This is a genomic window from Dehalococcoidia bacterium (assembly GCA_035574915.1).
GTDB lineage: Bacteria > Chloroflexota > Dehalococcoidia > DSTF01 > WHTK01 > DATLYJ01.
On the sequence record DATLYJ010000076.1, the window covers coordinates 1 to 13,975 of the forward strand.

The 13,975-nt window shown below is 68.0% G+C and carries 14 protein-coding genes; 11 read left to right on the forward strand and 3 right to left on the reverse strand.

From position 1 onward, the window contains the following. The coding region (locus VNN10_06990; GenBank protein HXH21757.1) for a phosphotransferase at positions 1 to 1,050 on the forward strand (1,050 nt) is incomplete at its 5' end. 53 nt (positions 1,051 to 1,103) lie between these two features. Here VNN10_06990 and VNN10_06995 read toward each other — a convergent pair. Beyond that, a complete protein-coding gene (locus VNN10_06995; GenBank protein HXH21758.1) occupies positions 1,104 to 1,676 on the reverse strand; it encodes a methyltransferase in 573 nt (190 codons plus the stop codon). 211 nt (positions 1,677 to 1,887) lie between these two features. On the opposite strand from VNN10_06995, the gene selB reads away from it, so the two are divergent. From selB to VNN10_07040, 9 genes are all read left to right on the forward strand, one after another. Next, entirely contained in the window at positions 1,888 to 3,807 is a 1,920-nt protein-coding gene (gene selB, locus VNN10_07000) for a selenocysteine-specific translation elongation factor (GenBank protein ID HXH21759.1), read from the forward strand. Beyond that, complete coding sequence (locus VNN10_07005; protein ID HXH21760.1) at positions 3,804 to 4,553, forward strand: 3-keto-5-aminohexanoate cleavage protein; 750 nt, start codon at positions 3,804 to 3,806, stop codon at positions 4,551 to 4,553. The genes selB and VNN10_07005 overlap by 4 nt, the downstream gene beginning before the upstream one ends. A 51-nt stretch (positions 4,554 to 4,604) precedes the next feature. Continuing rightward, positions 4,605 to 5,948 (forward strand): MFS transporter, encoded by a 1,344-nt coding sequence (locus VNN10_07010; protein ID HXH21761.1) that lies wholly within the window; start codon positions 4,605 to 4,607, stop codon positions 5,946 to 5,948. Between the two features lie 135 nt (positions 5,949 to 6,083). After that, complete coding sequence (locus VNN10_07015) at positions 6,084 to 6,620, forward strand: bifunctional nuclease family protein (GenBank protein ID HXH21762.1); 537 nt, start codon at positions 6,084 to 6,086, stop codon at positions 6,618 to 6,620. Between the two features lie 111 nt (positions 6,621 to 6,731). Then, complete coding sequence (locus tag VNN10_07020) at positions 6,732 to 7,211, forward strand: TIGR00725 family protein (protein ID HXH21763.1); 480 nt, start codon at positions 6,732 to 6,734, stop codon at positions 7,209 to 7,211. A 26-nt stretch (positions 7,212 to 7,237) separates the two neighbouring features. Next, the gene (eno, locus tag VNN10_07025; GenBank protein ID HXH21764.1) at positions 7,238 to 8,527 is read left to right on the forward strand and encodes a phosphopyruvate hydratase; all 1,290 of its coding nucleotides are present in this window, start codon (positions 7,238 to 7,240) and stop codon (positions 8,525 to 8,527) included. 3 nt (positions 8,528 to 8,530) lie between these two features. Next, complete coding sequence (locus VNN10_07030) at positions 8,531 to 8,824, forward strand: type II toxin-antitoxin system HicB family antitoxin (protein HXH21765.1); 294 nt, start codon at positions 8,531 to 8,533, stop codon at positions 8,822 to 8,824. Between the two features lie 4 nt (positions 8,825 to 8,828). Beyond that, a complete protein-coding gene (locus tag VNN10_07035; protein ID HXH21766.1) occupies positions 8,829 to 9,002 on the forward strand; it encodes a type II toxin-antitoxin system HicA family toxin in 174 nt (57 codons plus the stop codon). Further along, a complete protein-coding gene (locus VNN10_07040; GenBank protein HXH21767.1) occupies positions 8,999 to 9,877 on the forward strand; it encodes a hypothetical protein in 879 nt (292 codons plus the stop codon). Before VNN10_07035 ends, VNN10_07040 begins: the two co-directional genes overlap by 4 nt. A gap of 123 nt (positions 9,878 to 10,000) precedes the next feature. Here VNN10_07040 and VNN10_07045 read toward each other — a convergent pair whose 3' ends face one another. Next, positions 10,001 to 10,537 (reverse strand): HNH endonuclease, encoded by a 537-nt coding sequence (locus VNN10_07045; GenBank protein HXH21768.1) that lies wholly within the window; start codon positions 10,535 to 10,537, stop codon positions 10,001 to 10,003. A 224-nt stretch (positions 10,538 to 10,761) separates the two neighbouring features. On the opposite strand from VNN10_07045, the gene gap reads away from it, so the two are divergent. Further along, positions 10,762 to 11,778, forward strand: coding sequence for a type I glyceraldehyde-3-phosphate dehydrogenase (gap, locus tag VNN10_07050; protein HXH21769.1), 1,017 nt, complete (start codon positions 10,762 to 10,764; stop codon positions 11,776 to 11,778). Between the two features lie 69 nt (positions 11,779 to 11,847). Here gap and VNN10_07055 read toward each other — a convergent pair. Beyond that, on the reverse strand, positions 11,848 to 13,975 hold a 2,128-nt coding region (locus tag VNN10_07055; protein HXH21770.1), incomplete at its 5' end, for a glycosyltransferase family 39 protein.

Here is a 13,975-nt window from a genome sequence, read left to right on the forward strand (position 1 = left end):
GGCCTCGGGTTCGCTGGCCGCGTCGTGCGCCTCAAACTCCGCTATGAGCACGGAGCCCCGGAACCGGGCAGGAGCATGATCGGCAAATTCGCCGCCCCCCTGGCGAGCGCCCGGGAGCTGCTCAATGACTTCGGCGGTTACCAGCGCGAGGTCCGCTTCTACGCCGAGCTCGCTGGCAACACCGGCCTGCCGGCGCCCGCGTGCTACTACCACGCTTATGACTCGCGTAACGGCACCTTCGTGCTGTTGCTCGAGGACCTCGCGGCCTCCAGGCTTGGGGACCAGGTCACCGGCGCGAGCTACGAGGAGGCGGAATTCGTCGTCTCCCACCTCGCCCGCTTCCACGCCCGCTGGTGGAACGACGCCTCGCTGCTGGAGCTCCCCTGGGCGCAACCCTCCCGCGCGGCCATCGAGAAGCTGCCGGACCTCTTCGAGCGCGGGCTCGGGCCGCTGCGTGAGACGATGACGGGGCGCTTCGAGGACGTGATGCGGCTCGTCCAGAGGCTACGGCCGTTGGTGCCGGAGCTGGCCCAGATGTACGGCAGCCAGTTCCCGCCCAGGCCCTACACCCTGGTCCACGGCGATATGCGCATGGACAATCTCTTCTTCCCAGTCGAAGGCCGCGGCCGCTTCGCGGTCGTGGACTGGCAGGGCGCCGCCATCGGTTCGCCGGGTAACGAACTGGCCTACTTCCTGATCCTCAGCCTGCCTGTCGCGGTGCGCCGCCAGCACGAGGCTTCCCTGATCGCCCGTTATCACTCGGAGCTCGTCGCATACGGAGTCAGGGATTACCCTCTGCAGGCCCTGAAGCGCGACTACGACCGTGGCATTCTCATCCAACTGCTCGGCCTGCCGGTCCTGAGCGGCAACCTGGACTTCAGCTCCGAGCGGGGACAAGCTCTCGCCACCGCTGCCCTCGAACGCCTCAGCGCCGCGGCCGCGGACCTCAAGGCGGCCCGGATCATCACGGTCCTCACCTGGGTGCTCCGTCTTCAGCGCCTCGGCAGGGCGATCCGCCGGCGGCTGCCCTCTATGCGTCGCCGCGGCTGAATTCACGCCCGCGCTCCCGTCTCACGTCGTGCTGCCCCTGGCGGGCGGCACGCTCAGTCGCGAGTATGCGCTGGGGCCTTCGCCGCCTCCACCACGATGTACCCTTTCCAGCGCGCGGCGATCTCGACGTTCCCGAATACCGCGCCGACCTCGCGGCGGAGGCTCAGGAGCCTGTTGACGACCATGTAGAGCCGCCCGTGCGGCTTGAGCACTGCATAGGCGCCGGCGACCATGTCGTCCAGGACCTCCCGGCCCGAGTGCGTCGGCGGGTTGGAGGCGACGATGTCGAAGCGGGCGCCGCGGGGCAGGTCATGGACTCCGTCGCCGAGCACGACTTCGGCGTTCGTCACGCCGTTGAGCGCCAGGTTTCGCTCCGCCAGCCGCGTCGCCCTGATGTCGCTGTCCACCAGAACCACGTGTCCCTTCGTCGCCAGCTTTGCAGCCACGATGCCGATGGCGCCGTAGCCGCAGCCCAGATCCAGCACGCGTGCGGCGGGCGACACCCGCATCGTCTCGATCAGCAGGCGCGTCCCGGGGTCGAGGCCACGGTGCGCGAACACCCCGGGCTGGGTCTCCAGCGTCAGGTCGAAGCCGCGCACCCGTTCCCGAATGACCTGCGTCCGCACGCAGCTACTATAAGCGCGCGGCGGGCGCCTCCCGCGACGCCCATCCATATGAAGCCGGCCTGCGACCCTCTACCATAGAGCCGCTGGGCGCGGCCCGCGGCGGCAGCGCTCCATCCATCCATGGCAGGCGACCGGTCATGACCGCTGCACGTCCGAAAGACCAAGAAATACAAATCGAAATCGGCTACGGCCGTTCCACGGCGGACTCGCCATGTTCGTAATCGGGACCGCCGGCCACGTCGACCACGGCAAGTCCACGCTCGTCCGGGCCCTCACCGGAATCGACCCCGACCGCCTACAGGAGGAGAAGGACCGGGGCATGACGATCGACCTTGGCTTCGCCTGGCTCGACCTGGGCCCGGGCGAAGACGGCGCCGGCGCCCTCGGTGAGGTCAGCATCGTCGACGTCCCCGGCCACGAGCGCTTCATCAAGAACATGCTCGCCGGCGCCGGCGGCATCGACCTCGCGCTGCTGGTCGTGGCGGCAGACGAAGGCGTCATGCCCCAGACGCGCGAGCACCTCGCGATCCTGGACCTGCTTGGCGTGCGCCAGGGCGTCGTCGCCCTCACGAAGAGCGACCTGGTGGAGAAAGACTGGCTCGAACTGGTGGCCGTGGAGGTCGAGGAGACTCTGGAGGGCACTACGCTCGAAGGCTCCCCGGTAGTGCCCTGCTCTGGAGCCACCGGCGAAGGCCTGCCAGCCCTCGTGGACGCGGTCCGGGCAGCCCTGGCGAGGACGCCGCCAAAGCGCGACATGGGCCGGCCCCGCCTGCCCATCGACCGTGCGTTTACGGTCGCGGGCTTCGGGACCGTGGTCACCGGCACGCTTATCGACGGCTCCCTGCAGGTCGGGGACGAGGTCGAAGTGGTGCCGGCCTTCGAGGGCGGACACCTCACGGCGCTGAGGTCCCGGGTGCGTGGCCTCCAGAGCCACCGCCATGCGGTCAAGCAAGCGCGCCCGGGCACCCGCACGGCCATAAACCTGGCTGGCATCGATGTCGAAGACCTCTCGCGCGGCCAGGTTGTGGCGCGGCCGGGCTGGCTGCGCCCCACTTTCGCGGTGGACGTCCGGCTGCGCGCGCTGAGGTCGCTCCCGCGGCCGCTGCGGCACAACCTCAACGTCTCCTTCCACAGCGGCGCCGCGGAGGCCCCCGCGAAGCTGCGCCTGCTGGAGTCGGACCAACTCGCGCCGGGAGCCGAGGGCTGGGCGCAGGTGCGCCTTGCCCGGCCCATGGCACTGGTCTCGGGCGACCGCTTCGTGGTCCGTGACGCCAACGACACGCTCGGTGGCGGCGTCATCGTCGCCACGCAGGCAAAGCGCCATCCCCGGCGCAGACAGCAGGTCTTCGACCAGCTCGAGCGCCTGAGCCGCGGCTCACCCGAGGACGCCCTGCTCGCCGCGCTCGCCCGCGGCCAGCCCGCCGAGCCGGAGGCGCTGATCGCGGCCTCGGAGGCAGGGCCGGAGCAGGCGCGCGCCTCCCTGGCGGGCCTGATCGCCGCCGGGCGAGTCGTCGAGCTCCGTGCCGAAGGCGCCACTTTCGTGTGCACGGCGGAGTACCTGGACTCTCTGCGCGACAGGGTCACCGCCGAGGCAGAGGCCTACCAGCGGGAGCACCCGCTCCGGAGCGGCATCCCTCGCGAGGAGCTGCGCAGCCGCCTCGAACTCCCGGCCCGCGTCTTCGCCGCGCTCGTCGCGGCCCTCGTCGAGTCCGGAGCCCTGGCGGAGAAGGGCGCCGCGCTCTCGACGCCGGGCTGGACGCCTCGCCTTACCGCCGCCGAGCAGGCCCGGGCTGACGCCTACCTGCGCGCCCTGCGCGCCACACCGTATTCCCCGCCGGTCGCCGAAGAGGTCCCCGACGAGCTTGTCGCCTATCTCGCCGCCCAGGGCCTCGTAGTCGACGTGGGCGCCGGCATCGTCTTCGACGCCGCCGCTTACGCGGAGATGGTCGACCGCATCGTCGCAAAGATGCGCGAAGACGGGACGATTACGCTGGCCGCGGTCCGCGACCTCTTCGGGACGTCCCGGCGCTACGCGCAGGCCCTCCTGGAGCACCTGGACCAGCGGCGGATCACGGTCCGCCGCGGTGACGAGCGTGTCCTCGGCCGCGCCGCCGAGGCGCTGCGGTCATGAGCGGGGCGCCGGTCCTGGTCAAGGCATGCCTCAACGGCGCTCGGCCCGCCGGCTCCCATCCGGCGCTGCCGGTAACGCCGGAGCAACTGGCGGCAGCCGCCAGGGCGGCACAGGCCGCGGGCGCCGGAGCGGTGCACATCCACCCCCGCGACCCGTCCGGCCGCGAGAGCCTGGCGGCAGCCGATGTCGGCGCCGCGCTGCGAGCCGTGCGCGCGGCTTGCCCCGGCTTGCCCGTCGGCGTCACCACGGGCGCCTGGATCGTGAGCGACGCCGGGCTGCGGCGCGACCTTGTGTCCGCCTGGACCGAAATGCCGGACTTCGCCTCGGTGAACTGGCGAGAGGAGGGCGCCGAGGACCTTGCTGGACTGCTCCTCGAGCGCGGCGTCGGCGTGGAGGCGGGGCTCTTCACCCTGGAGGACGCCTTCGCTTTCCGGAGCAGCCCCATTGCGCCGGCTTGCCTCCGCGCCCTGGTCGAGGTACGCCGGGTCGAGGAGCAGGAGCCCATCGCGCTCGCGGCGGCGATGGACGCTGCCCTGGTCGACCTTGGAATCGACGTCCTGCATCACGGTTTCGGGCAGGACACCTGGGGCGTGCTCGAGGCCGCCCTGCGCCTCGGCCGCGACATCCGCATCGGCCTCGAGGACACCTTCACGCTGCCGGACGGCGCCACGGCGCCGGACAACGCCGCCCTGGTGCGCGCGGCCTGCGACCTCGCACGCAGCCTCGGCCGGCTGCCTTCATCGTAGGCGCCGCCGTGGTAACCTCAGGCCGAAGCCCACTCTGACCGCGAAGGACGCATGGCAGAGATAGCCGTCGCCCCGCCGAGACGAAACCGCCTCCTGCTTGCGCAGTGGTCTGAGCTGCTCGAAAACGACTCTTTCCGGCGCTTCTTCCTGATGCGCCTGGCCGCGACGGGCGCCGTCAACGCCCTCAGCTACGCCCTGCTCGTCTTCACCGTGCGCGAGTCTACGAGCGCGCTCGCCACAGGCGGCCTGCTCCTCACGGTGCTCGTCCCGTCGGCCATGCTCGGAGCCGTCGCGGGGTCTGCCGTCGACCGCCTCCCGCGCGGCCTCATCCTCTTCGCCTCGAACCTCCTGCGGGCCCTGCTGATGTTCGCGCTCATCGGCGCCAAGGACTCGCTCGCCTCGATCTACCTTGTTGGCCTCGCGCTTGGCGTGATCTCGCAGTTCGCCGTGCCGGCTGAGAGCGCCGTCCTGCCCCACATCGTCCGCCAGGACAAGCTGACGGCGGCGAACTCGTTCCTCAGCCTGGGCTCGCTTGCCACCCAGGTTGCCGGCATGCTGATCGTCGCGCCGGCGCTCCTGAAGACGACCGACGGCGACCCGCTGCTCTTTCTGCTCCTGGCGCTCTTCGTCTTCGCGGCCGCGATCATCACCGTGATCCCGCAGTTCCACTTCAGCTTCGCCGCCGAGCACCGTCACGGCCTCACGTTGAGGGCGGCCCGGCGCCAGTTTGCGGAGGGCTGGATGACCATGGCGCGGGACCCAGTCGCCTACTTGAGCCTCGTGCTGTCGGTCGTCGCTAGCGTTTCGACCCTGGTCGTCGCCACCCTGCTGCCGAAGTTCTCGGACCGGGTCCTTCACATCCCGCCCGAGAACATCGTCTTCGTCCTCGCGCCGGTCGCGATCGGCATCTTTCTGGGGCTGCGCAGCGTGGAATGGCTCGCCGACCGCTTCAACAAAATGGTGACAATCAGCGGCGCCTACCTCCTGATGGCAGCGACGCTGATGCTCCTGGGGCTCGTGCCCGCAACAGCCGCAGCGATCGTGGACTCCGACCCCCTCGGCATGTTCAGCCGGACGCCCCTCAACGACCAGTCTGCCCGCATCGCCGTAACGGTGCTGCACGGGAGCGTCTACGGCTTCGCCGTCACGGTGGTCGGCACGATGGGCAAGGTGCTGCTGAACGAGCGTGTGCCAGTCGAGATGCAGGGCCGCATTTTCGCCGCCCAGTCAGTGCTCTCGAACCTCGCGGCGATCCCGCCCGTGCTCGCCGGCGGGCTCCTCGCCGACGCCGTCGGTGTGGAGCCCGTGCTGATCGCTGCCGGCTGCGTGGCCCTGGCAGCCGCTGTTTGGTCCCGCGCCCAGGGCAGCAAGGTGGTCCCCGCCGGCGCTCTCTAGGACCCGCGGCGGGGCCTTTCGGGCGCATTTCGCGGCTGATCCGAGGGTGTAATGGCAGTGCCGGAAGCGGTTTGACACCCCAAATCGGGCACGCGTAGACTGAATCTGAGGTCAGGTCTAGAGGAGGTCGCTGGCATGATCGAGATGACGATCGAAGCCGTGCGAGTAAGCATGCAGAACCTGGCCCGCGTCCTCATCCTCAAAGAGAAATATGGCGAGCACTACCTCGTCATCTGGATCGGGCCAGCCGAGGCAGAAGCGATCGCCATGAAGTTGGGGGAGGCGCAGACTCCGCGGCCGATGACCCATGACCTTCTGCGCAGCGTCATCGACAGCCTTGGGGCCCAGGTCAGCCACATCCTCGTCAACGACATCTCGAACGATACCTTCTTCGCCCGCATCGTCCTGGACAGCAACGGCAAGACCCTGGAGATCGACTCTCGCGTGAGCGACGCTGTCGCCCTTGCCGTCCGCGCCCAGGTGCCGATTTACGCCGAGGAGTCCGTCCTCGAGCGCGCCGGCCTGCTCATCGACCAGGAGCCGGAGGGCAGCCTCACGGCCGTCAGCAGCGAGCCCATCTCCCGCGTCGCCCCCGAGGAACTCGAGAAGATGTCCGCCTTCAAGGACTTCATCGAAGGCCTCGACCTCGACGACTTCGACAAGCGCAAGTAGGAGCGCTGCGGACTACATAACTGGAAGCCTGAGGGCCGCGGCCGCGAGGCCTGCGGCCCTGGTTCATGATTTCCGGTTCCTGCTTGCCGGTTCCTTCCCTATCATTGGCCCGTGATCATCGGCGTCATCGGCGGCGAGGACTGTGACGAGACGACCCTGAGGGACGCCGAACAGGTGGGCCGCGAGCTGGCGCTGCGCGGCCACGTCCTGGTCTGCGGCGGTCGCGGCGGGGTCATGGAGGCGGCCTGCAGAGGGGCCCGCGCCGAAGGCGGCCATACGATCGGCCTGCTGCCCGGGGAAGACCGCAGCCAGGCGAACGCCTATGTCGAGTTCCCCATCGTCACCGGCGTCGGGCGGGCACGCAACCTCGCCATCGTCCTCACGTCCGACGCCCTGATAGCGATCGACGGCGCCTACGGCACGCTGTCCGAGATCGCCTTCGCGCACCAGTACGGCAAGCCCGTCGTGGGCCTGCGCACGTGGACGCTGTCCCTGGCGGGCGTCGAGGACCAGACGATGCTGCGCGCCTCGACGCCGGTGGAGGCTGTCGAGATGGCAGTACAGGCGGCGCAGAAGACACTCGTGCCCTAAAGGCCACGGCTACAAAGGAGCAAAGCATGCCCGACGACCGCATCGTGTCCGTCCACGCGCGTGAGATACTCGACAGCCGCGGCAACCCCACCCTCGAGGTAGAAGTCAGGCTGCAGGACGGGTCGGTCGGCCGGGCCGCGGTCCCGTCCGGGGCAAGCACCGGGACGCACGAGGCGCATGAGCTGCGGGACGGCGACCCGGCGCGCTACGGCGGGAAGGGAGTGCGCCGGGCGGTCCAGAATGTGAACACCGAGATCGCCCGCGCCATCCACAATGGCTCCGCGGGCGACCAGGAAGGGCTCGACCGGCGCCTGTGCGAACTCGACGGTACGCCGAACAAGGGCCGTCTCGGCGCCAACGCCATCCTCGGCGTCTCGTTGGCTGCCGCTCACGCAGCCGCGGCAAGCCGCAAGCAGCCTCTCTACGCCTACCTCGGCGGCGAGCGTGCGGACCTGCTGCCCCTGCCGCTCTTCAACGTCCTGAACGGCGGCAAGCACGCGGAGCGCAGCACAGACTTCCAGGAATTCATGCTCGCCCCCGTGGGCATCCCTACGTTCGGCGACGCCCTGCGCGCCGGCGCCGAGATCTACCAGACCCTGAAGCGCCTGCTGCACGACCGCGGCCTCAGCACGACCGTCGGAGACGAGGGCGGCTTCGCGCCCTCGCTCGGGAGCAACGTTGCCGCGGTCGAACTGCTCGTCGAAGCGATCGCCGCAGCGGGATACAAGCCCGGCGACCAGGTTGCCCTCGCCCTGGACCCGGCAACCAGCGAACTCTACCGCGATGGCCGCTACCACCTCCCTAGCGAGGGCCGGAGCCTGACGAGCGCCGAGATGGTGGAACTGTGGGCCGATTGGTGCCGGCGCTACCCGATCGTCAGTATCGAGGACGGGTTGGCGGAGGACGACTGGTATGGCTGGAGGCTCCTCACCCAGCGCCTCGGCGCAGAGGTGCAGCTCGTCGGCGACGACCTGCTGGTCACGAACCTCGAGCGGCTCAACCGCGCGATCGAGACGCGCGCGGCGAACGCGATCCTGGTGAAGGTGAACCAGATCGGGACGCTCTCGGAGGCCATAGCGGCGACAGAGCGGGCGCTCTCGGAGGGCTGGGGCGCGGTCGTCAGCCACCGCAGCGCCGAGACCGACGACACGACGATCGCGGACCTGGCGGTCGCGGTGGGCTGCGGCCAGATCAAGACCGGCGCGCCGGCCCGCGGAGAGCGCGTCGCCAAGTACAACCGCCTGCTCCGCATCGAAGAGGAGCTCGGGCCGCGGGCGCGGTATGCTGGCGGCAGCAAGCTGGCCGGAAGAGGCTGAGGGATGATCACGAAGTATCTGCAGGAAGCCATGAAGCGGGCCCACTACGAGCTGATGGAGGATGGTCAGTTCTGGGGGGAAATAGAGGGCTTTGACGGGCTTTGGGGGAGCGGCAGGACGCTGGAGGAGTGCCGCGAAGACCTTCAAGGCGCGCTCGAAGGCTGGCTGCTCCTGAAACTCTGGGACCACGATGATGACATCCCCGTCCTCGGCCGGTTGACCCTCTACCCACGTAAAGCCTCGCTCTCGAAGCCAGTTGCGCCGGCTGACTCATCGCGAACTCGTCGGGCGTCTTAGAGCCTTGGGCTTCAGCGGCCCCAGGGGCGGAGGCGACCACCTCTACATGCAACGCGGTGCCTTGAAGGTCCCGGTCCCAAATCCTCACGGGAGCTCCTTCTCGGTGGCACTCATTAGAAGGATCGTTCGTCGCGCCGGAATTACGCCCGAGGAGTGGGACTCCCTGGACCGCCGATGAACGTCCCCCCGCAGCGCGTCTCCGCCATCCCCTTCCCGGACGACTACCGCCTGCCCGGCAGGCCGGACGATGGCGCCGGGGCGGCCGCCGCAGACGCCTACCGCCAGACCCGATTCGTCCTGGGAGGGGACCTCGGGCTCTTCGAGGAGGCGATGCGCCTGCAGTTGCGCATCCTGCGCGATTCTTCCCACTCTCGCTTCCGGACTCATGCCTACGCGGCGCTCGTCGCACTCTGGTCGCGCGCGTACCAGTACCTGGCGGACATCGTGCTGCTTACCACGCGCGGGTCTTACGCTTCCACGCCGCCGCTAGCGCGCACGGCGTGCGAGGTGATAGCGGCGGAGGAGGCCCTGCGGGCCGGGGACATGGAGGAGCACAGCATCTGGCTTTACGGCACCCTGAAGCCTTCCGAGCAGCACCACGCGTTCGAGTTCGAGCTGGGGCGTTACTTCTCCGGGCAGACGCTGGCGGACGACCCGGTGCTGCGCGCGGTCTATCGCCCGGCAAGCGACCTGGGCCGCCCGAACTTCGGGGCGACGCTTTTGCAGGTGGGGCCGGAGTCCAACAACCTGCGCCTTGCGATCGCTTTCGCGGACGCGACCTTCCACCTGGGTTGGGCCGAAATCGCCCTTGGCTGGGCCCTCGCCCTGGCCGCCCGCCAGACCCGCGTCGCCATCGACGCCGAGGGCATCTTCGGCGTCACCGCCGAAACGCGCGCGGCTTATGCCGACCTCCAGCAGCGCGTCGACGCCGCCACGGCCCGCGACGACCGCTGCTACATCGAGGAAGTGGTGGAGGCGGACAACACGCGGCGCTACGTGGTGCACAACTTCCGGCGGCAATCGGGAGGCGCGCCGAAGAAGATCCTGCTGTGAGCCGCGGATGCCAGGCGGAGGCCGCGAGGCCCCTTCGTCTCGCGTGAAGTGAAGGGCCAGGCATTCAGCCTGGCCCTCATGTCTCCGATATCTCGCGCGACGGCGGCCCCTGCGTCCAGGGGGCTATGAGCCTGCTACCGCAGCCTCCACCCGCTCCCACCCGGGGATGAACTTCCGCCACTCCTCCTGCGCCTCCAGGTAATGGTAGAAGACGTAGTAGGAGCTGGCGGGCGGGCGCGATGGCTCCTTCAGGAGCTTCATCTTGGCCTCCGCGGGCGTGAGGCCGGCCTTGCGGTGGTTGCACTGGCGGCAGGCGGAGACGAGGTTGTCCCAGGTGTGCTTGCCGCCGCGGTGCCGCGGGATCACGTGGTCGATCGTGAGGTCCCTGGTCTGCTTGCCGCAGTACTGGCAGGTGTAGTGGTCGCGGACGAAGACCTCGCGCCGCGTCAGGCGCATTTGCGGCCGCGGGCGTCGGATCATGTAGATGAGCCTGATCACCGAGGGCAGCGGAAAGGACTGGAAGGCGCTGCGCAGGGCGCCCTCGCCGTGCTCGATTACTTCTGCCTTGCCGCGGTCGACGAGCACGAACGCCCGCCGGGCGTTGCACACGTTCAGCGGCTCGTAGTTCTGGTTGAGAACGAGTACCGCTGAGTTGCTCATAGACCCGGGGTGTTCCTTCTGGAACGCATGATAGCAGCCGCATCTCGGGCGTATCAACGCGGCGCCCGGCAGGCGGCGCCCCCGAGGCGCGGCTTGCCGCCGGCGTCCTTCGCGTCCAGCCCAGCAGTCTATTTCGTGACTCCTGCCCTCTGTACTCTGCACTCAGGGCTGGTACTAGAATGGGCTTACCGGCGGCGTCAGGTCTAAACGGGAAGGAGATTGCAGTGGCAGTCAAGGTCGGCATCAACGGCTTCGGCCGCATCGGCAGGCAGGTGCTCCGCACGATCCGCGAACGCCACCCGGGCGAGCTCCAGGTGGTGGCCATCAATGACCTTGTGGACACGGAGACCAACGCCCACCTCCTGAAGTACGACACCAACTACGGCCGCTTCCCGGGCGAAGTGCGCGCCGTCGACGGCGGCCTCCAGATCGACAACGACTTCATCCGCGTCTACGCCGAGCGCGACCCGGCGAAGATCCCCTGGGCCGAAGCCGGCGTCGAGATCGTCATCGAGTCGACGGGCTTCTTCACCGACGCCACCCAGGCCGTGGCGCACAAGCACGACAGCGTGAAGAAGGTGATCATCAGCGCGCCCGCGAAGAACGAGGACGTGACCATCGTCCTCGGCGTGAACGACGAGAAGTACGACCCCGGCAAGCACCACGTGATCTCGAACGCCTCCTGCACCACCAACGGCCTGGCGCCGCCGGTGAAGGTCCTGGTCGAGGAGTTCGGGCTGGCGAAGGGCCAGATGACGACCGTGCACTCCTACACGAACTCGCAGATGATCCTGGACCGGGCCGGCCCCAAGGACCTGCGCGAGGCCCGCGCCGGCGCCGTGAACATCGTCCCGACCTCCACCGGCGCCGCCAGGGCCCTGCGCCTCGTCATCCCCGAGGTCGACGGCATCCTGGACGGCCTCGCCTACCGCGTGCCGACGCCGACCGTGTCGGTGGTGGAGGTAGTCGGGCTTGTGAAGCGCCCGACGAACCGCGACGAGGTGAACGCCGCCCTGCGCCACTGGTCGAAGGAGCGCATGAAGGGCATCCTCGACATCACCGAAGACCCGGTGGTGTCGATGGACATGAAGGGCAACGAACACTCGTCGATCATCGACGGCCTCTCGACCAACGTCGTCGCCGGCGACCTCGTGAAGGTCGTGTCCTGGTACGACAACGAGTGGGGCTACGCCTGCCGCCTCGCGGACTTGACAGCGCTAGTGGCGCGCAAGGGGTGGTAAGAGGGAAGAGGGACCGATAGCGCTCGGGCGCATCCTTTTCCTGCCTTGGCGTCTGGCTCTGGCCGTCCCCTATTCGACGGCAAATTCCTGCGGCTTGGAGACGAGCCTGCCTCCGAGGCCGTCGACGACGCCTTCACCCAACGCTGCAACGCGCCAGCGGTAGACGCCAGGACCAAGCTTGCCCTTGAGGTCGAAGGCGTGCTGGTTGCCTGTGCCTGACTCAATGGTCTCTTCGATAGTCCTCAGCCATGCACTGTCGGTTCGAGGGTCGAAGCCACCGCCGCGGACCAGGTACATGGCGTCGATGAACAGCGCCGGGCCGCGACCCTCACGCCGCAGCCCAAGCCTGAGCTTACCTGCATCGAGCTGGTAGGGCCCGAAGCGCTCCCAAACCCAATCGTTCAAGAGGGCGCCCGAAGGCGGTGAGACCTCCACCGAGTCGCGCCCTTCAATTGTCAGAAAGCGGTGCGTGTCGTCCGCAACCCGCCGGTAAGTCCGGAGCCACAATTCGTACGACCCAGAGGCTGGCACGTCCACCTCGATGGAAACCGCCGTGGCAATCACATCATCAAAGAAGTAGCCCTGGCCGGTGTAGTCCGCCGCGTAACGCGCTTCCCCTCCCCATCCATTGCCGCCTTCGAATGTCTCCATCTCGTAGAAGCGAACATCGTCCCGCAGACGCTCGATGGATAGCGCGAAAGGCCCTGCTTCCGGCGATCCAATCCACTCCAGGACCTCGGGGTTCTTCGCCGGCGTCTGTTTCGGCGATAGCTCAAGCGTTGCCTTGCAGCGGCTTTGGGTAGCATTAGCGACGGCGGCAACACGGAAGTGCGGGACAGTAGTCCAGGTGGCATCCGGGTAACAGAAAGCAAGTGCCTTCTGAATCTCTGCCCGCGCCGCTCCGGGTGGGCCACCCGCCTCATCCCGAATGACTATCAGTGTTCGACTTGCTCCTTGCTTCTGGAGCATGGTCAGGACTTCGCGGTGCGGCCCGACGGCGGAGAACCTTCCAACGTAATCAAAGCCGCCGTACTTACCGGCCAGAATAAAGCGCACCGCGTTGCGTTCGACATCAAACCAGTCGCCTGAACTCTGCGCATAGGGAAGGACAAGGTGATCGCTAGCGCCGATCAGGGGGAGAACGTTGTCAACGAAGCTCGCCCTTATTTCCCCCTCTGGCGTCGGTCTGGACTTCTCGAAGTAAATCAGGGCTCCGAAGACCGAAAGCGCCACCACTGTCCCGGCGAGCACCACCTCGATGGCGGGACGAAATAAGCGAAGGGATGGGGCCCTGATTGACTGCAATCCGGCGTCCACAAGCGCCGACGCCCCGATCCCCGCTGCAATGAAGACCGCGGGGAAAGCGGATAGGAAGGTACGAGCCATGTGCGCCCCTAGGACTACCGGCGAGGTGCCCAGACTGACGGCGAGCCAAATCAGAAGGAGAGACGGCCAGCGGTCGCGGACGCGTGAAAGCAGGATCGCCACGCCTACCAGAGCCAGGAGCATGACGCCCGGGAGAATGACGGGCCCATCCGAGTTCGTCACTAGGAAGTCCACCGCAGACTGCTGCCTGAATAGCTCCCCCGCCAGGACCTTGGCGTTGTCCATTGCCTGCGAAATGTAGTCGCCCGGTGCATCCCAGAAGTCCGCCTTGATGGCGGTCAGCGAATCGCTGCCGGAGGTCGAGTAGCCGCGCATCGTTTCGAAGTGCTCAGCTATCTTGGAAGACATGACTACGGTCGGTAGTGCGATTAGGCAGGCCATAAAGACGGGTGCGCTGCGCAGGCTCCGTGCGTCCCAGAGATCGCGGGCCGCGACATAGACCATGTGCAGGGCGATGGCAACAGGCACTGTCACAAAGGTCTGGTAAGTCAGCAGTCCGAGAACCACAGCCACGCCCGTCAGCAGCGCAAGTACGAGGCTCCTTCGCTTCTGCGCTTCGACGTAGAGCAAGAGCACAACCACGGTCCAGAAGAGAATGGGCCCCTGAACATACGCTGCTCGGCTCGCCGCAAGGGTCACCATAGACGTCGCGAAGAACGCCGTCGCGACCAGGGCGGCGCGAGCTCCGGCCAGACTCCGCGACGCAAAGAAGAACAGCACGGCTCCGAGGGTCCCCCAGAATGCCACACTGTAACGCGCGGCGTAGTAGTCCAGCCCTAACACCTTGAAAAACGGCCAGGCCATCAGATAG